Source organism: Leclercia sp. UBA5958 (assembly GCF_002430365.1).
In the GTDB taxonomy this organism is placed as follows: domain Bacteria; phylum Pseudomonadota; class Gammaproteobacteria; order Enterobacterales; family Enterobacteriaceae; genus Enterobacter; species Enterobacter pneumoniae.
Map to the genome: position 1 here is coordinate 1 of NZ_DJCE01000004.1, position 17,606 is coordinate 17,606.

The following is a 17,606-nucleotide window of genomic DNA, read 5'->3' on the forward strand; positions in this document are numbered from 1 at the left end:
GCGAGAGTAGGGAACTGCCAGACATCAAATAAAACAAAAGGCCCCGTCGTTAGACGGGGCCTTTTGTTTATGCATTATTGAATGAGCCATAAATAAGAGAGGCCATCCTGACGGACGGCCTTTTATATTGGTATAAAGCGTTAATGGATTACTTGCGACAAGAAGGCGCGGGTACGTTCTGATTTAGGATGCGCAAAGAACTCATCCGGTGGCGCCTGCTCAACAATTTCACCACGATCCATAAAAATCACTCGGTCTGCTACCGTTCTGGCAAAACCCATCTCATGTGTAACGCATAACATCGTCATGCCGGATTGCGCCAGGCCAATCATGGTGTCCAGCACCTCTTTAACCATCTCCGGGTCCAGAGCAGATGTGGGTTCATCAAAAAGCATGATTTTCGGTTTCATACAGAGCGAGCGCGCAATTGCCACGCGCTGCTGCTGCCCGCCGGAGATCTGGCCCGGGAATTTGTGGGCATGCTCGGCGATACGTACACGTTCCAGATAGTGCATCGCCAACGCCTCGGCCTCTTTTTTCGGCATTTTGCGTACCCAAATCGGGGCCAGCGTGCAGTTCTGCAGGACAGTCAAATGGGGGAAAAGGTTAAAGTGCTGAAACACCATGCCTACTTCCTGACGGACACGTTCGACATTGCGAATATCTTCATTCAGCTCAATTCCATCCACCACAATCCGGCCCTGTTGATGCTCCTCCAGGTGATTAATGCAGCGAATCGTTGTTGATTTACCAGAGCCGGATGGCCCGCAAAGTACAATACGTTCCCCCTGTTTAACCTTCAGGTTAATATCCTTTAGCACGTGAAACTGCCCATACCATTTGTTCACATTTTCCAGCGTAATCATCGCGTCAGCGGGTGACATAGTAATCGGGTTCATAATTTCCTCAGTGCGGTGTACGCCCGGTGTTAAAGCGCTTTTCCAGATGCTGGCTATAGCGCGACATGCTAAAACAAAAGATCCAATATATAAGTGCTGCGAAAACATAGCCTTCGGTCGACATGCCCAGCCATGCGGGGTCAACCGTAGCCTGCTGCACGCTGCTGAAAAGATCGAACAACCCGATGATGATCACCAGGCTCGTATCTTTAAAAAGCGCGATGATGGTGTTAACCAGTCCTGGTATTACCAGTTTGAGCGCCTGGGGCAGAATGACTAAGCCCTGTGTTTTCCAGTACCCCAGGGCAAGTGACTCCGCTGCTTCATACTGGCCTTTAGGTAGTGCCTGCAACCCACCGCGGACCACTTCGGCAACATAGGCTGACTGGAACAGAACGACCCCCACCAGGGCGCGGATCAATTTGTCGATGGTCGTTCCTTCTGCCATAAACAGCGGCAACATGACCGAAGACATAAATAAAACGGTAATGAGCGGTACACCACGCCAAAACTCGATGAAGATCACGGAGAGGATACGCACCACTGGCATGGTTGAACGACGGCCCAGCGCCAGTAAAATGCCGAGCGGTAGCGCGCCGGCGATCCCGACAGAGGCGATGATCAATGTTAACGTCAGCCCGCCCCACTGACGTGTTTCCACGCGCTCCAGCCCCAGCCATCCGCCATACAGCAACCACCAGACTAAAATGGGATATACCACTGCCCAGCATGCGATGTACCGTCCCCGACGGGGGAGCTGTTTCATGAACATCGGCACAATTGAACACAGCCCAATGATTAAGGCGATGTTGATCCGCCAGCGCTGGTCGTGCGGATAGAGCCCGTACATAAACTGGCCGAAACGTTGATGAATAAATACCCAACAGGCTCCCTCTTTTGTGCAATCTGCGCGAGTGGTGCCCAGCCAGTTAGCCTGTAAGAAAGCCCAGTTCAGCAAGGGGGGGATCAACGTCCACATTAGCCATAAACAGAAGAGAGTCAGCAGGCTGTTACTCCAGGAGGAGAACAGATTCTTTCGTGCCCAGGCGATAAAACGCCAGCTTCCGATGCTGGACGAACGCGGGGCGTGAGACAGTACGGCTTTAGTCATCATGGCTCCTTAGCGCTCAACCAGCGCGATGCGGCGGTTATAGAGGTTCATCAACAGTGAAATTGTCAGACTGATAATCAGATAGACAGACATGGTGATGGCGATAGTCTCGATAGCCTGGCCGGTCTGGTTCAACACGGTTCCGGCGAACAGCGACACCATATCGGGATAGCCGATAGCGGCAGCCAGCGAGGAGTTTTTAACAATGTTGAGATACTGGCTAGTCAGCGGGGGAATAATCACTCGCATCGCCTGGGGGATGATGACCTGGCGTAGCGTTACCGGGTTAGGTATGCCCAGAGATCGGGCGGCTTCGTGCTGACCATAAGGAACGGCCTGAATTCCGGCGCGAATAATCTCGGCAATAAAGGCAGAGGTATAAATGGATAATGCCAGCGTCAGTGCCGCCAGTTCAGGAATTAACACCATTCCGCCGCGGAAATTGAACCCACGTAGTGCTGGGACGTCCCAGTGTAACGCTGGGCCAAATATCCAGTGCGTCAGAAGCGGCAGAACAATAAGCAGCCCCAGAGTGACAGGCCAGGTGCGTCGTAACTGACCGGTTTTTATCTGATACGCGCGGTTATAGCGAAACAACCCAATGGAAATGGCAGCCACAATAACCAGCGCGGCGATAAATGGCAGTAAACCTTCGGCCATCTGCGGTGAGGGGATATACAACCCGCGGTTGCTTAAGAAGGCGAGCTCGAACGCATTAACAGCCTGCCGGGGGCCGGGCAAATTACGTAGTACAGCAAAGTACCAGAAAAAGATCTGCAACAGAGGGGGAATATTACGGAATGTCTCAATATAGATCGTCGAGATTTTACGCAGGAGCCAGTTATCGGACAGACGCGCCAGGCCCAGAAAAAAACCCAGGATGGAAGCAAACACAATACAAAGCGCTGAGACCAGCAGCGTATTGAGCAGGCCTACCAGGAAAACGCGGCCGTAAGTGTCGCCTTCCTCGTAATCAATTAAATGTTGGACAATACCGAACCCCGCACCACGGTCCAGAAATGCGAAGCCCGAAGTAATACCCCGATTGCTCAGGTTAGTAACGGTGTTATGAATCAGATAGATCGCGACGGCCAGTACAGCAAGAATGGCAAGGATTTGAAACAGCCATGCGCGAACTGCAGGATGAGAAAAAGAGAGCGCGCCTTTGACGGCTGAGCGGCGATGAAACATAGAAACCTCGGTAACCATGACTCTGGGTTGGGCACTGCCGCAGCAGTGCCCGTTACAGCAAAATGCTTAACGTACCGGCGGTGCGTATTGAATGCCGCCATTGTTCCAGAGGTTGTTCTGGCCACGCTTGATCTTCAGCGCGCTCTCCGATCCTACGTTGCGCTCGAAGATCTCCGAGTAGTTGCCCACCTTTTTAATGATGTTGTAGGCCCACTTGTTATCAAGCTTCAAATCTTTGCCGTAATCACCCTCTTTACCCAGCAGGTGAGCCATATCGGGAGTAGAAGGATTCGCGGCTTTTTCATCGACGTTTTTCGAGTTAATGCCCATCTCTTCTGCATTAAGCATGGCAAACAGCGTCCAGCGCACAATAGCGTTCCACTCATCATCACCTCGACGTACGACCGGACCCAGCGGCTCTTTTGAGATCACCTCCGGCAGAACAATCCATTCAGCCGGGTTGCTCAGTTTAATACGCAGGGCATACAGCTGAGATTGGTCAGAGGCCAGGGTATCGCAACGGCCAGACTCCAGCGCTTTAGCAGATTCGTCGGAGCGGTCAAACGTGACGGGGGTATAGTTCATCTTATTAGACTTGAAGTAATCGGCCACGTTCAGCTCAGTATCTGTACCTGCCTGAATACAGACTGTGGCACCATCCAGCTCTTTCGCGCTCTTTAGCCCTGCTTTATTGTGAGTCAGAAAGCCGATACCGTCGTAATAGGTTACGCCAGTAAATGTCATACCCATTCCTGTATCACGGGAGGAGGTCCAGGTGGTATTACGTGAAAGCAGATCCACTTCGCCGGATTGCAATGCGGTAAAACGCTCTTTCGCCGTCAGCGGGGTATATTTCACTTTTGTATCATCGCCAAACACAGCCGCGGCGACCCCACGGCAAACATCCACATCAATACCCGAGAATTTACCGCTGGCATCGGCATAAGAGAAGCCAGGTAACCCGTCACTGATCCCACACTGAACGAACCCTTTTTTCTTCACGGCATCCAGAGTTGCCCCCGCGTGAGCCTGGTTAGCGACTACGAGCATGACCGCAACGGCGGCCAGACTGGCTATCATCGTTTTTTTCATATTGCATCCTGTGTGGCGAGAATTATCGTTATAGTGAAGCGCTTATATACGCTTTAACCTGTATGTGGCTATGGCCAACGTTTTCTAAGCAAACGCAATGCCAGTTTTCGCATTCAACGCAATTAACGAATACGCGATGCGTAATGCTGAGTGTAGACAGCAATAAATATTTCGAGCGCCCTGAAATGGTGCGAAATGACAACCTGCGCCACAATTTAGAGCAAAAGTTTGAATAAAACGTGATGAGGAAATAAAGTGATTTCTAAGGTGAATATTGGCAGGCGAGTTAATTTAAATAACTTGTGAATAGCATCACGCGGTTATTCTGATAAAAGATAAATAAGGCAAAAAAGATGTGAGCAAGAACTAAATATTAATTAACGCAAATGCGTAGCGGAAATTAGACGGGAAAAGCTAAAGCGCGGACAGCTGTCCGCGCTTCAGGATTATTTCGTCAGAGCAACGATACCCAGCGTCAGCCCGGCGAGAGCCGCGGCACCACCTGCGATCGCGCCAGCCGTTTCCCAGTTATCCTGAGTGGTTCCTTTCATGCAGGTGTTGGTGTGAACCAATCTGCCCTGGTCGTCATAGACCGGAACGCAGGGTGAATCATGTGCACAACCCGCGAGGAGTGCAGTAAGCAGGGCAACTGAAATGAATCTTTTCATGATCTTACCTCAAAATTAATTCTTACTTTACGATGCCATCAGCAAGTATTCCGCAAAGCAGGAGGCCATTTTACCATCGGTTTAAAGGGGCCATACAGGATGATTAATCTCAAATTATTTGGATTGTAAACTTCGTGGAGAAAAAGGGACTGCGGGGGCTTAATAATGGAGAGATTAGGGAGACACAATATCTGCTCTGGGCGAGCCTGATTTATTAACTGGCTAATCTATTAATTAATCTAAACAATGTTCTGTGACATTAAAGAGGTCCGCGACATGCTCGCAAAGGTAAATTTTGACGTGCCAGCAATCTGTCGCAAAGCACACTATCACCGGGACTGCGTTAAATACGAGTCGCATTAAGGCGCCTTAGCGTGGCGCCTGTCGTTTAATGCTACGTAGAGAGCAGGGCTTGGGGATCGTGGCATAGCGAGGCAATGGTCTGCGGCGAGACAGGCCGTCCAAGCAGATAACCCTGCAATGTATTGCACCCCAGTTCGGTTAAGAACTCTTGCTGCTGCGGGGTCTCTACGCCTTCTGCCACCACCTTCAGATTAAGCGTTTTGGCCAACGCAACGATGGCCGAAACGATAGTTGCATCGTTACTCTCACCGCTGAGCTCTTTTACAAAGGCGCGGTCGATTTTGAGTTCACAGGCGGGCAACCGTTTTAAATAAAGCAGGCTGGAGTAGCCGGTGCCAAAATCGTCAATCGAGGCTTTTACCCCCGCCTGCGTCAGCTCGGTGAGTACCCTTACGCTCTCCTCCGGATTATTCATCGCCGTGGTTTCTGTCACTTCCAGAATCAGGGTATGCGGTGGAATATGATGGCGCGCAAGGCTGTTCATCACCGTCTCTACCAGTTGCGGTTGTTCAAATTGCAGCGTAGAAAGATTAACAGCCACCGACCACGTCTCGTGGCCTTGCAAATGCCACTCACGGAGCTGGCGGCAGGCCTCATCGATAACCCAGTTGCCGATAGGAATGATAAGCCCGCTCTTTTCGGCGAGCGGCAGGAACAGGTCAGGTGAGAGCAGCCCGTCTACAGGATGATGCCAGCGCAGCAGGGCTTCAAAGCCGACCACGGGCCCCACTGGAGCCTTAAACTTAGGCTGATATACCAGTTTTAGCTCGTCACGTTCCAGCGCCATCCAGAGATCGTTCATCAGCTGGAGCTGTTTTTGCGCCAGGGTATTCATCGATGGCTGGAAGAAGTGATAGCCGTTACGACCCATATGCTTGGTGTGATACATCGCGGCATCGGCATTGAACATCAATTCACGGGGGTTTTTACCATCGTGAGGGTAAAGGGCAATCCCGATACTGAGGGTCACATTCAGCTCATGAAGATCCAGGCTAAAGGGTTTATCGATAACATGAACCAGCGAGCTGGCCAGCGTCGCGGCATCGTCCGGGGCTTCGATCTCCGCGAGCAGGACAAACTCATCGCCACCAATACGCGCCAAAGTATATTGCCCTTTCAGCGGTTGCTTCATCCGCTCAGTGGCCGCGATCAGCAGTTTATCCCCGGCATCATGTCCCCAGGCATCGTTGACGGCTTTAAAGCCATCCAGATCCATAAACAGCAGGGCAAATGTCCGCCCTTCGCGATCGGCTTTGCTGATTGCCTGATCGAGACGGTCTTCAAGTAATACGCGATTAGGTAAACGGGTCAGGGTATCGTGTAACGCCAACTGGGCCAGCTCACGGTTAGCCTCCGCCAGCGATGACGCCAACAGAGCGGTGCGAGCCTGTAATCTGGCATCGAACATTGATACCAGCAGAGTAATACCGAGAATAGAAAGCGCCACAACGCTCACCAGCACGGCCAGCCAGCTGCCGTTCACCCCCTGATGCTGCATATGCATCTGAACAGGGAACTGCGCGGCCATCATGCCAGTAAAGTGCATGCCGGCGATGGCGAGTCCCATCAGGATCGCCGCGCCAGCGCGCATGAGTGCAACCTGTGCGGCATCATGACGTAAACGGAAAGTGAGCCACAACGCCGCCAGCGAAGCGAGCATTGCAATCGCGACCGAGAGCACCACCCAGCGTATATTCCAGACGATTGCCGGTTCGACCTGAAGCGCCGCCATACCGGTATAGTGCATCGCTACAATCCCGGTACCCAGAATGAGCGCCCCCAGGAACAGTCGACGTAAGCGCAGTTGCTGCCGGCTGACGAACCAAAGGGCAAAGATCGATGCGCCAATAGCAATCAGCATTGAAACCAGCGTCACGAGCAGGTCATAGTTCATGCGCATCGAGACATCCATCGCCAGCATGCCGATAAAGTGCATGGCCCAGATCCCAATGCCCATAGCAACGCCGCCACCGGTCAGCCAGACGCGGGCTGCGGTTCCGGTACTGCCAGCCACCCGGCCGGCCATGTTCAGCGCAGTGTAAGATGCGAGGATGGCAACAACAAAAGAGATAACCACAAGGACTTGGTCGTAATGACTAACCAGCATGATCACTTCTACTCATACATAGTGAGGTATTCGGTTATACCGGGTAAGAAGGGGGGAGACATTATCATCCAATGGATACGCCTGAAAGGGTTTTAAGTCCGTACTTTTTTAGCGGGAATGTCGTGAGTTCGTCTCTTTTCACTGCATTTGGATGATTATTCCAAATCTGAACAGTTAATCAATTTAAGTGGATTAACGGAATCCATATTGCGGCACTTGTCAGTTTCCGTAGACATCATCTCGATCCACTGCATTAAAAGTGCATCAAAAAGAAAAATGGTGATTGCGAAGACAACGAGCCACCCATACTTACGGATCATGCGGATTTTTCCGGGAATAATTGACAAGAGTGCAGGAAATATACACGAAAAATAGCGGCTGAGAAGAGGGGAAGTCAGGCTTTACGTTTCTGCAGAGAAAAGGGGGATTGTCCGTCATATTTTGCCTGCGCGAGGCATAAAAAAGGCGCTTCCCCATGCCGAGTAGCGCCTTTTTAAACAAGCATTTAGCTAATCGAAATTAGTTCATGCCGTATTTTTTCAGTTTCTTACGCAGAGTACCACGGTTGATACCCATCATCAGCGCAGCGCGGGTTTGGTTACCGCGGGTGTATTGCATCACCATGTCCAACAGTGGCTGTTCAACTTCAGCCAGTACCAGCTCATACAGGTCATTAACATCCTGACCGTTCAGTTGAGCAAAATAGTTCTTCAGTGCCTGTTTAACCGAGTCACGCAGGGGCTTTTGGGTTACCTGGTCCTGAGAGTTAACGGTAGAAACGGTCAGTACGTCAGAATTTACGCGTTGTTCGAACATAGTTCTGTCAGCTCTTTATTTCATTACGCAAGATTTTCGAAGTATGCCTCCAACGCCTCCAGCTGTTCGCTGGCATCCTCTATGGCGTTGAATGTGCGCCGAAACTGGTCATCTGGAGCGTGCTCCTGGAGATACCAGGAGACGTGTTTACGCGCAATTCGGTACCCTTTTGCCTGACCATAATGGTCGTGCAGTTCCCGAATGTGCGAACAAAGCAAGCGCTTAACCTCTGCCAGAGGCAGCGGGGCAAGCAGCTCCCCAGTGTCCAGATAATGCTGGATTTCCCGAAAGATCCAGGGTCTTCCCTGAGCGGCACGTCCTATCATCAGAGCATCAGCTCCCGTATAGTCGAGCACAGCTCTGGCTTTAAGCGGGTCAGTAATGTCGCCATTCGCGATAATCGGAATGGAAACCTTCTGCTTGACTGCCCGAATACTGCTGTATTCAGCTTCACCATTGAACAAACAGGCGCGTGTGCGTCCATGAATTGTCAGGGCCTGAATGCCACAGTCTTCGGCCAGTTGGGCAATCTCTACACAGTTACGGTGTTCCGGCGACCAACCCGTGCGAATCTTCAACGTAACAGGAACGTCCACCGCGCTGACAACCGCCGTCAGGATGGACTTCACCTGGTCGGGGTATTGCAGAAGGGCTGAACCTGCAAGCTTGCGATTCACTTTCTTGGCCGGGCAACCCATATTGATATCAATAATCTGGGCGCCACTTTCCACGTTGATACGCGCGGCATCTGCCATCTCTTCAGGCACGCTTCCGGCAATTTGCACGGTGCGGATACCTGGTTCATCAATGTGCACCATCCGAAGACGAGACTTATCGCTTTCCCAAACCTGCGGGTTAGACGACATCATCTCGGATACGGTTAAACCGGCTCCCATCTCGTAACACAGCGTCCTGAACGGCCGGTCTGTAATACCTGCCATAGGGGCTGCAATCAGGCGATTTCTGAGCTGGTGGTGTCCGATGCGCATGAGTTAAGAAATGACCATACTGTGACTGCAAGGCGGCGTATATTACGCATTTTTTGCACGAGATGAAAGGCCAAACTTTGAACAATCACCTGTTGCAGATCATGGAATCCGGAGCGAAGCATAACGAAGAGAATTATATGCGATATAAATCATTAGCTTAACATAATGAGGTGATTTTATAGCCGCTTACAATTTCCCAAAACTTCTCGTTTTTTCTTAATCAATGAAACCGAAAACCGAATAATCTGCTGTTTTTAGCAGCAGATTTTTCCAGTTCTTTGCGATCTGAGTCGCATTTTAGAACATGATCGCAGTCGGGGGGGGTGCCTGTTTTTTGACCGACCTAACAGTTTGAAAAACAGGCGCTCGCATCGTTTTTACTTTTTGCGACCCGTGATACGACACCACTCTTCTTTCTTGACCACAGGATCAAGCGCGAACAGCTCGGTGTAGGCTTCGCAAACACTCTCCGCCTGGCTGGCAAGGATACCTGAAAGTCCCAGCAGACCGCCCTCAACCGGCAGCACGCTGATTAACGGAGCCAGCTCGCGTAACGGGCCCGCCAGGATGTTAGCCACCACGACATCGGCTTTCATGGAAGCTGGCTGGTCTTGCGGCAGATAGAGCTCAAGGCGATCGGAGACGCCGTTACGTTCAGCGTTATCGCGGCTGGCCTGGATAGCCTGGGGATCGATGTCGATCCCGATCGCTTTGGCTGCACCCAGCTTCAGCGCGGCAATCGCGAGGATCCCCGAGCCGCAGCCAAAGTCGATCACGGTCTTGCCTTCCAGATCCAGCCCGTCCAGCCACTGTAGGCACAGCGACGTGGTAGGGTGCGTGCCTGTACCAAATGCCAGACCCGGATCAAGCATCACGTTTACCGCGTTTTCATCGGGAACGTCACGCCAGCTCGGGCAGATCCACAGGCGTTTACCGAACTGCATTGGATGGAAGTTATCCATCCACTCGCGTTCCCAGTCTTTGTCTTCGATCTGCTCGATCTTATGCACAAAACCAGCACCCAGAAGCGGGTGGTTTTCCAGAATCGCGACAACCTCGTTCATGTCGGTTTCGGCATCGAACAGGCCGATAACGTCGGTGTCGCCCCACAGGCGGGTTTCACCCGGAAGCGGCTCGAAAACCGGCGTATCATGCGTGTCCTGGAAGGTGATGGAAACCGAGCCGGCCTCCATCAGCGCATCGCTCAGCTCTTCGGCATTCGCGCCGGTTGTATTCAGTTTCAGTTGGATCCACGGCATGGCAAAACTCTTTATTTATCAGTAGAAATCATAGCGGGCTGCGGGACGGGTTGACCAAAACGGTTCCCCACCACAAACGCCAGTAAGCTTAACAGTAACGAAGGCACAATCGGATGGAAGCCCAGGTACTGAATATTAAACGTCGCAAGAACGGCGTACAGCACGCCGCCGACAATCATAGCGCTCAGTGCGCCTGCGGCATTGGCTCGCTCCCAGTAAAGCCCCAGCACCAGCGGCCACAGGAAGACCGCCTCAAGCCCGCCGAACGCGAGCAGGTTGAGCCAGATGATCATCTCCGGCGGACGCCAGGCGGCCAGCAGCAGCAATGCCCCTAACAGCAGCGTAATCACGGCTGACATCCGCTTCAGGCGTCGCTCGTTTTCGACCTGCTCCGGGCGCAGGTTCAGATAGAGGTCTTTAATGATCGTAGCGGAACTTTGCAGGAGCTGAGCATTGATCGTCGACATAATGGCGGCCATAGGCGCGGCGAGGAATATCCCGGCGGCAAAAGGTGGAAGCACTTTGACCATCAGCGTTGGGATCACCAAGTCAGGGACCGTCAGGTCCGGGATCACTGCGCGGCCTAACGCGCCTGCCAGGTGCATACCAAACATCAAGATCGCCACAACGATAGTGCCGATGATGATGCCTCTGTGCACCGCTTTGCTGTCTTTATAAGAGATGCATCGCACCGCGGTATGCGGCAGGCCTATCACCCCAAAGCACACCAGCACCCAGAACGAGGTCATAAACGTCGGGGAGAGGATATCGTCCGCGCCCTGCGGCGAGACCAGTTTCGGGTCGATCGCTTCCAGGGTTTCCACGGCATGGCTCAGTCCGCCTGCCGCATGAACAATGCCCACCAGTAGAACGATAGTGCCAATAAGCATCACCATCCCCTGCATCGTATCGTTCAGCACGCTGGCACGGAACCCGCCAAAGGCGGTGTACAGCGCAATACTCACCCCGAAGATGATAAGGCCCGTCTCATAGGGGATCCCCGCTGCCGTCTCCAGCAAACGCGCGCCGCCGATAAACTGTACCGTCATCGCACCAATAAAGGCGACCAGCAGGCTCAGGCTTGCGAGCCACACCAGCAGGCGGCTCTGATAGCGCGCAAACAGCATATCGTTAAGCGTCACGGCGTTATAGCGGCGAGCCAGAATGGCAAATTTTTTGCCAAGAATACCCAAAGAGAGCCAGACGGCAGGCAACTGGATCATCGCCAGCAGCACCCAGCCTAACCCGTATTTATAGGCGGCACCGGGACCACCGATAAACGAGCTGGCGCTGATATAGGTGGCGGTAAGGGTCATGGCCAGTACAACGCCGCCCATCGAGCGGCTACCGAGAAAATACTCATTCAGGAAGGTGCCGGTGGTCCTTTTACGCATCGCATAAACGGACAAACCAAACACCACTAACAGGTAAGCGATAAGCGGCAGAATGACTTCAGGCTGCATCATCGTCCTCCAGCGGAATATCGCGATAAATGAATTTCACCATTGCCCAGCACAGCAGGATAAAGACCAGCGGCACCAGTAGACACGCCATCTCAAACCAGTGAGGCAGGCCGGTAATGCCAATGGCTGAATCAGGTAGGTAAGCAGTTACTAACCAAGCGGCGAGATAGAGAAGGGTTAGCCACAATGCCCAACGGGCTTCTTTATGGGCCTGAACAAAGCGTTTGTCCATTTTTTGTCCCTTGTGGATGAAGAAAGCGGGGATTGTACATGATGGGGCATGGCTCCCCCCAGAAATAAAAAAAGGCCGGATTAACCGGCCTTTTCGCGTTGCTGCAAACTTACTTCTCGTTCAGACCGAGTTTCTTCTCCAGATAGTGGATGTTAGTCCCACCATTCTGGAAGTGCTCGTCGCTCATGATGCGCATCTGCAGATCAACGTTGGTTTTGATACCATCGATAATCAGCTCCTGCAGGGCGTTCTTCATGCGGGCAATCGCCACGTCACGGTTCTCGCCGTAGCAGATGAGTTTACCGATCATTGAGTCATAGTACGGCGGTACGGTGTAACCGGCGTAAATATGAGACTCCCAGCGCACACCAAAGCCACCCGGCGCGTGGAAACGCGTGATTTTACCCGGGCTTGGCAGGAAGGTGTTCGGGTCTTCGGCGTTGATACGGCATTCTACCGCATGGCCTTTGACCACAACTTCGTCCTGTTTGATGGACAGAGGCTGGCCGGCAGCGATACGCAGCTGCTCTTTGATCAGGTCAACGCCGGTGATCATTTCGGTAACCGGGTGTTCAACCTGAATACGGGTGTTCATCTCAATGAAGTAGAACTCGCCGTTTTCGAACAGGAACTCGAAAGTACCCGCGCCGCGATAGCCGATATCCACACAGGCCTTGGAGCAACGCTCGCCGATGTAGCGACGCAGTTCCGGAGTAATGCCCGGCGCTGGCGCTTCTTCAACCACTTTCTGGTGACGACGCTGCATGGAGCAGTCGCGTTCTGCCAGATAGATGGCGTTACCCTGACCGTCAGCCAACACCTGAATTTCGATGTGGCGTGGGTTTTCCAGGTACTTTTCCATGTAGACCATGTCATTGCTGAAAGCCGCTTTCGCTTCCGCTTTTGTCATGGCAATGGACTGGGCCAGTTCTGCATCGCTGCGCACAACGCGCATACCACGACCGCCGCCGCCGCCGGACGCCTTGATGATTACCGGGTAGCCAATGCGTTTTGCATGGGCACGGTTAACATCCATATCGTCGCCCAGAGGGCCGTCGGAGCCTGGTACAGTTGGAACACCGGCTTTCTTCATTGCGGTAATCGCAGACACTTTGTCGCCCATCAGACGAATGGTGTCGGCTTTCGGGCCGATGAAGATAAAGCCAGAGCGTTCAACCTGCTCGGCAAAGTTGGCGTTCTCAGAGAGGAAGCCGTAACCCGGATGAATTGCCACCGCGCCGGTGATTTCAGCGGCGCTGATGATAGCCGGGATGTTCAGATAGCTTTTTACGGACGGAGCCGGACCAATACAGACCGTCTCATCCGCCAGCAATACGTGTTTTAAATCGCGATCCGCGCTTGAGTGCACGGCCACGGTCTTGATGCCCAGTTCTTTACAGGCACGAAGAATACGCAGTGCAATCTCGCCACGGTTGGCGATAACAATTTTATCCAGCATGTTCGCCTCGTTACTCGATGACGACCAGCGGCTCGTCAAATTCTACCGGCTGACCACTTTCGACCAGAATCGCTTTCACAGTACCTGACTTGTCTGCTTCGATCTGGTTCATCATTTTCATGGCTTCGACGATGCACAGGGTATCGCCAGCATTGACTTTCTGACCCACTTCGATGAACGCTTTCGCGTCCGGGCTCGGGGTGCGGTAGAAAGTACCAACCATTGGGGAACGTACGATGTGACCACTGATTTCTGCGGCTGCGGCAGGTGCAGCTTCTGCTGCTGGCGCAACGGCTGAGGCAAGCGCAGGCTGCTGCTGCATCATTGGTGCTGCATAAGCTTGCTGCATTACCGGGAAGCTAGCGGCTGGGGCTGCACGGCTGATGCGTACAGACTCTTCGCCTTCAGAAATTTCCAGTTCGGAGATGCCTGATTCTTCAACCAGCTCGATCAGTTTTTTAATCTTACGAATATCCATGAGTGGGTTCCGTACTCTTGTTTAGTGTGATTGTGACAGGCGTTTTACCGCTGTCTGTAAAGCGTATGAATAACCGTCTGCACCCAGTCCACAGATAACGCCTGCGGCGATATCCGACAGGTAGGAATGGTGGCGGAACGGTTCTCGGGCATGCACGTTACTCAGGTGGATCTCGATAAACGGGATACTCACCGCAAGCAGTGCGTCGCGGATAGCAACACTGGTGTGCGTAAACGCGGCCGGATTGATCAGGATATAGTCCACATTGTCTTTAGCCTGATGAATACGGTCGATGATTGCGTACTCCGCATTTGACTGAAAATGATCCAAATCCACATCTAATGACGCTGCTTCCGTACCCAGACGGTTAACAATTTCATTCAATGTTAGCGTGCCATACTTCTCTGGCTCACGGGTTCCGAGCATGTTCAGGTTCGGTCCGTTAAGAACTAAGATTTGAAATTTACCAGCCATTATGCCGCTATCTCCTGCGAATCTCGGGTAAAAAACAAAATATACCTTCAATGCGCGATTGTCACCCTTTCAGAGGTCCAAAACCTCTGTCAGGAAAACCAAAGTCGCACATTATAACGATTTCGTAGCATTTGGCAGCTAAATACTGGTCTTATCAGGGAAGATTATCAACCGCAAACCCAAAAAGATTCACGGATGATAAGTATTCTGCGGGAAAACGCACAGTTTCGCGAACTATCGCAACCACTGGCGGAACTTCTTATAACGCCACGCCAGCAGGCCCAACGCCAGTAACGCATAGATGATGGGCTGCGGAGAGAGAATTTTCACCGACCACAGGTAATGAATGGGGGCGAGGATCGCAACAAGATAGACGAAGTTGTGCAGATATTGCCACCGTCGGCCCAGTTTACGCTGGGCATACTGCGTTGAGGTGAGCGTCAGCGCCAGCAGAATCAGCCAGCTTACAATGCCCAGCGTCAGGTAAGGGCGTGTTACCAGTTCGCGGCCCAGTAGCGACAAATTGTTAATCCCCAGCTCAAGCAGCGCATAGCTGGTGAGATGGATTGTCGCCCAGGCAAAACACCATAGCCCTAACAGACGACGGGTGCGTATCAATAATGGCTGTTTAGCGTAACGCGCCAGCGGTGAGACCAGCAAGGTTGCCAGTAAAAATTTCAGAGCCATCCTACCCGTAAAATGCTGGATATCTTTCGCCGGGTCGGCGCTGAACGCGCCAGCATTCACTGCCCAGAACAGCCATATAAAAGGAAGCGCTCCGGCAAGATGCAGGGCGACCTTCAGCCAGGTAATCTGTTTTGCCGTCAGCCGCACTAGAAATTCTCCCGGAGATCGAGGCCGCGATAGAGCGATGCCACCTGATCGGCATAGCCATTGAAGAGCAGTGTAGGCTGGCGTTTCACATCCAGCGCACCGCCGGAGCCGATAAAACGTTCAGTAGCCTGCGACCAGCGAGGGTGGTCCACATGCGGGTTCACGTTGGCATAAAAACCATATTCATCGGACGCGGCGAGGTTCCAGGTGGTCGGCGGACGTTCACGGGTCAGCTTAATGCTGACGATAGATTTAATCCCTTTAAATCCATACTTCCACGGCACGGTCAGGCGAACAGGGGCACCATTTTGCGGGGGCAGCGCTTTGCCATATACCCCAACGGTCAACAGCGTGAGAGGATGCATCGCTTCGTCAAGACGCAGGCCCTCTACATAGGGATACTGCAGCCCGCCGCCGATAAAACGATCTTTTTGGCCAGGCATCTGCTCAGGGGAGTAAAGCGTCTGGAAGGCGACATATTTTGCATTGCTGGTCGGCTCTACCATCGCCAGCAGTTTGTGAAGCGGAAAACCGATCCACGGCACCACCATCGACCAGGCTTCTACGCAACGCATACGATAGATGCGCTCCTCCAGCGGAAAGCGTGTGGTGAGGTCATGGTGATCCAGCGTTAAAGGTTTCGCGACTTCACCGTCGATAGTTAACGTCCAGGGATCGGTCTTCATACTGCCTGCATTAGCCGCAGGATCGGCCTTATCCAGGCCAAACTCATAGAAGTTGTTATAGCCGGTGACCTTATCTTCCGGCGTCAGGGCCAGTTTGCTCTGCCATTGATCGGGTCTGGAAAACGTCAGTGGCTTACCAGCGGGGGCTTTCGGACGATCATTGCCTTTGAACCAGTCGAGCAAATCGGCGTGAGCCGAGGGGGTAAGGGTGAGTGCAGTGGCGCTGATGCCAAGCATTTTCAGGATCTGGCGGCGCTGGAGCATAAAAGCCGATTCAGCAGTTACATCGGCTTCCGTCAGTTTTTTCATTTTCATGGCATCCTCCGTCATGCGATGAGGTAAGCATGACGGAGGAGTGAGGTTAATGCGAATATGTCACGAAAAATTGAAGATTAGGCGATTTTAACCAGCGTACGACCCTGGGCCTGGTTGGCGATAATCTTCGCGGCATATTCTGCCGCCTGCTCAAGGCCAATCTGGGTTGCACTCTGGGCAAAGAACGCTTCCGGCAAATCGCGAACCAGCCGCGCCCATGCTTCGGTACGGCGAGCGGCGGGCGTCATAACGGAATCTACCCCCTGCAAACGCACGTTGCGCAGAATAAATGGCATCACCGTGGTGGGCAGTGCAAAGCCGCCCGCCAGACCGCAGGCCGCCACGCAGCCGCCGTAGTTCATCTGAGCCAGCACTTTCGCCAGCACTTTATCGCCGACGGTATCCACCGCACCGGCCCAGAGCTGTTTTTCCAGCGGACGGGTTTCAGCGAATTCGTCGCGGCCCAGAATGCGGCTCGCCCCCAGCTTGCGCAGATAATCATGGGTGCTTTCGCGACCAGAGACCGCCGCGACCTGATAGCCGAGCTTATGTAACAGTGCGACCGCGGTGCTTCCTACGCCGCCGCTGGCGCCGGTCACCACGATTTCGCCCGATTGCGGCGTAACACCCGCCTCTTCGAGCGCCATAACGCAGAGCATGGCGGTGAAGCCGGCGGTGCCGATGATCATGGCTTTACGGCCATCAAGGCCCTTCGGCATAGGAACCAGCCAGTCGCCCTTCACGCGAGCCTGAGCGGCGAGACCACCCCAGTGATTTTCGCCGACGCCCCAGCCGGTCAGCAGCACCTGCTGCCCGGCATGGAAGCGAGGATCTTCACTGGTATGAACGCGACCCGCAAAGTCGATACCCGGAACCATGGGGAAGTTTCGGATAATTTTACCCGCGCCAGTAATGGCGAGCGCGTCTTTGTAGTTCAGGCTCGACCAGTCAATATCAACGGTCACGTCGCCTTCAGGCAGTCGGCTCTCTTCGATGGCTTGCACTGTGGCAAGCGTTTTGCCGTCCTGCTGTTCTAAGATCAAAGCCTGCATACAGGTTCCTTACTAAGCATGATGATGGGAAAATAATTTCTGAAGACTATACTCGCACAGTGAAACGCGATGCCGATTTAACGCAATAAATTGCCAGAAACACCAGGTTTGGTAGTAT

The 17,606-nt window shown here is 52.9% G+C and carries 18 protein-coding genes; all 18 read right to left on the reverse strand.

The genetic code is table 11. The annotated features are described in order from the left end of the window. Positions 1-140: 140 nt before the first annotated feature. The gene (locus B2Q93_RS04485; protein ID WP_040073810.1) at positions 141-899 is read right to left on the reverse strand and encodes an amino acid ABC transporter ATP-binding protein; all 759 of its coding nucleotides are present in this window, start codon (positions 897-899) and stop codon (positions 141-143) included. A 7-nt stretch (positions 900-906) separates the two neighbouring features. Continuing rightward, positions 907-2,010: an amino acid ABC transporter permease gene (locus B2Q93_RS04490; protein ID WP_046885742.1), complete on the reverse strand. Its 1,104-nt coding sequence runs from the start codon at positions 2,008-2,010 to the stop codon at positions 907-909. A 9-nt stretch (positions 2,011-2,019) separates the two neighbouring features. After that, the gene (locus B2Q93_RS04495; RefSeq protein ID WP_207292494.1) at positions 2,020-3,201 is read right to left on the reverse strand and encodes an amino acid ABC transporter permease; all 1,182 of its coding nucleotides are present in this window, start codon (positions 3,199-3,201) and stop codon (positions 2,020-2,022) included. Positions 3,202-3,267: 66 nt separating this feature from the next. After that, entirely contained in the window at positions 3,268-4,293 is a 1,026-nt protein-coding gene (locus tag B2Q93_RS04500) for an amino acid ABC transporter substrate-binding protein (protein WP_286931986.1), read from the reverse strand. A 446-nt stretch (positions 4,294-4,739) separates the two neighbouring features. Then, the gene (locus tag B2Q93_RS04505) at positions 4,740-4,961 is read right to left on the reverse strand and encodes a lipoprotein (RefSeq protein ID WP_040073814.1); all 222 of its coding nucleotides are present in this window, start codon (positions 4,959-4,961) and stop codon (positions 4,740-4,742) included. A 394-nt stretch (positions 4,962-5,355) separates the two neighbouring features. Then, positions 5,356-7,431 carry a putative bifunctional diguanylate cyclase/phosphodiesterase gene (locus tag B2Q93_RS04510; protein ID WP_046885746.1) on the reverse strand — a complete coding sequence of 692 codons (2,076 nt, stop codon included), beginning with the start codon at positions 7,429-7,431 and terminating at the stop codon, positions 5,356-5,358. A 155-nt stretch (positions 7,432-7,586) separates the two neighbouring features. Next, positions 7,587-7,751: a DUF2556 family protein gene (locus B2Q93_RS04515; RefSeq protein ID WP_040073816.1), complete on the reverse strand. Its 165-nt coding sequence runs from the start codon at positions 7,749-7,751 to the stop codon at positions 7,587-7,589. A 199-nt stretch (positions 7,752-7,950) separates the two neighbouring features. Further along, positions 7,951-8,247 (reverse strand): DNA-binding transcriptional regulator Fis, encoded by a 297-nt coding sequence (gene fis, locus B2Q93_RS04520; RefSeq protein WP_000462905.1) that lies wholly within the window; start codon positions 8,245-8,247, stop codon positions 7,951-7,953. Between the two features lie 23 nt (positions 8,248-8,270). Then, positions 8,271-9,236: a tRNA dihydrouridine synthase DusB gene (gene dusB, locus B2Q93_RS04525; protein ID WP_040073817.1), complete on the reverse strand. Its 966-nt coding sequence runs from the start codon at positions 9,234-9,236 to the stop codon at positions 8,271-8,273. A 377-nt stretch (positions 9,237-9,613) separates the two neighbouring features. Continuing rightward, positions 9,614-10,495, reverse strand: coding sequence for a 50S ribosomal protein L11 methyltransferase (gene prmA / locus B2Q93_RS04530; RefSeq protein WP_046885747.1), 882 nt, complete (start codon positions 10,493-10,495; stop codon positions 9,614-9,616). Positions 10,496-10,506: 11 nt separating this feature from the next. Further along, positions 10,507-11,958 (reverse strand): sodium/pantothenate symporter, encoded by a 1,452-nt coding sequence (gene panF / locus B2Q93_RS04535; RefSeq protein WP_046885748.1) that lies wholly within the window; start codon positions 11,956-11,958, stop codon positions 10,507-10,509. Continuing rightward, positions 11,948-12,190 carry a YhdT family protein gene (locus B2Q93_RS04540; RefSeq protein ID WP_006178860.1) on the reverse strand — a complete coding sequence of 81 codons (243 nt, stop codon included), beginning with the start codon at positions 12,188-12,190 and terminating at the stop codon, positions 11,948-11,950. Before B2Q93_RS04540 ends, panF begins: the two co-directional genes overlap by 11 nt. Before the next feature lie 109 nt (positions 12,191-12,299). After that, positions 12,300-13,649, reverse strand: a complete 1,350-nt coding sequence (gene accC, locus B2Q93_RS04545; protein WP_006178859.1) for an acetyl-CoA carboxylase biotin carboxylase subunit — start codon at positions 13,647-13,649, stop codon at positions 12,300-12,302. A gap of 10 nt (positions 13,650-13,659) precedes the next feature. Further along, positions 13,660-14,127: an acetyl-CoA carboxylase biotin carboxyl carrier protein gene (gene accB, locus B2Q93_RS04550; protein WP_046885749.1), complete on the reverse strand. Its 468-nt coding sequence runs from the start codon at positions 14,125-14,127 to the stop codon at positions 13,660-13,662. A 21-nt stretch (positions 14,128-14,148) separates the two neighbouring features. Then, positions 14,149-14,601, reverse strand: a complete 453-nt coding sequence (gene aroQ, locus B2Q93_RS04555) for a type II 3-dehydroquinate dehydratase (RefSeq protein WP_046885750.1) — start codon at positions 14,599-14,601, stop codon at positions 14,149-14,151. A 234-nt stretch (positions 14,602-14,835) separates the two neighbouring features. Further along, entirely contained in the window at positions 14,836-15,435 is a 600-nt protein-coding gene (msrQ, locus tag B2Q93_RS04560) for a protein-methionine-sulfoxide reductase heme-binding subunit MsrQ (protein WP_046885751.1), read from the reverse strand. Then, positions 15,435-16,436, reverse strand: coding sequence for a protein-methionine-sulfoxide reductase catalytic subunit MsrP (msrP, locus tag B2Q93_RS04565; protein ID WP_040073825.1), 1,002 nt, complete (start codon positions 16,434-16,436; stop codon positions 15,435-15,437). Before msrP ends, msrQ begins: the two co-directional genes overlap by 1 nt. A gap of 77 nt (positions 16,437-16,513) precedes the next feature. Continuing rightward, positions 16,514-17,488, reverse strand: a complete 975-nt coding sequence (locus B2Q93_RS04570; protein WP_046885752.1) for an MDR family oxidoreductase — start codon at positions 17,486-17,488, stop codon at positions 16,514-16,516. Positions 17,489-17,606: the final 118 nt, after the last annotated feature.

Bases quoted from the DNA above. Each gene is read 5' to 3' on its own strand.
- B2Q93_RS04485 (WP_040073810.1), bottom strand. From the start codon at position 899: ATGAACCCGATTACTATGTCACCCGCTGACGCGATGATTACGCTGGAA.
- B2Q93_RS04490 (WP_046885742.1), bottom strand. From the start codon at position 2,010: ATGACTAAAGCCGTACTGTCTCACGCCCCGCGTTCGTCCAGCATCGGA.
- B2Q93_RS04495 (WP_207292494.1), bottom strand. From the start codon at position 3,201: ATGTTTCATCGCCGCTCAGCCGTCAAAGGCGCGCTCTCTTTTTCTCAT.
- B2Q93_RS04500 (WP_286931986.1), bottom strand. From the start codon at position 4,293: ATGAAAAAAACGATGATAGCCAGTCTGGCCGCCGTTGCGGTCATGCTC.
- B2Q93_RS04505 (WP_040073814.1), bottom strand. From the start codon at position 4,961: ATGAAAAGATTCATTTCAGTTGCCCTGCTTACTGCACTCCTCGCGGGT.
- B2Q93_RS04510 (WP_046885746.1), bottom strand. From the start codon at position 7,431: ATGCTGGTTAGTCATTACGACCAAGTCCTTGTGGTTATCTCTTTTGTT.
- B2Q93_RS04515 (WP_040073816.1), bottom strand. From the start codon at position 7,751: ATGATCCGTAAGTATGGGTGGCTCGTTGTCTTCGCAATCACCATTTTT.
- fis (WP_000462905.1), bottom strand. From the start codon at position 8,247: ATGTTCGAACAACGCGTAAATTCTGACGTACTGACCGTTTCTACCGTT.
- dusB (WP_040073817.1), bottom strand. From the start codon at position 9,236: ATGCGCATCGGACACCACCAGCTCAGAAATCGCCTGATTGCAGCCCCT.
- prmA (WP_046885747.1), bottom strand. From the start codon at position 10,495: ATGCCGTGGATCCAACTGAAACTGAATACAACCGGCGCGAATGCCGAA.
- panF (WP_046885748.1), bottom strand. From the start codon at position 11,958: ATGCAGCCTGAAGTCATTCTGCCGCTTATCGCTTACCTGTTAGTGGTG.
- B2Q93_RS04540 (WP_006178860.1), bottom strand. From the start codon at position 12,190: ATGGACAAACGCTTTGTTCAGGCCCATAAAGAAGCCCGTTGGGCATTG.
- accC (WP_006178859.1), bottom strand. From the start codon at position 13,649: ATGCTGGATAAAATTGTTATCGCCAACCGTGGCGAGATTGCACTGCGT.
- accB (WP_046885749.1), bottom strand. From the start codon at position 14,127: ATGGATATTCGTAAGATTAAAAAACTGATCGAGCTGGTTGAAGAATCA.
- aroQ (WP_046885750.1), bottom strand. From the start codon at position 14,601: ATGGCTGGTAAATTTCAAATCTTAGTTCTTAACGGACCGAACCTGAAC.
- msrP (WP_040073825.1), bottom strand. From the start codon at position 16,436: ATGAAAATGAAAAAACTGACGGAAGCCGATGTAACTGCTGAATCGGCT.
- B2Q93_RS04570 (WP_046885752.1), bottom strand. From the start codon at position 17,488: ATGCAGGCTTTGATCTTAGAACAGCAGGACGGCAAAACGCTTGCCACA.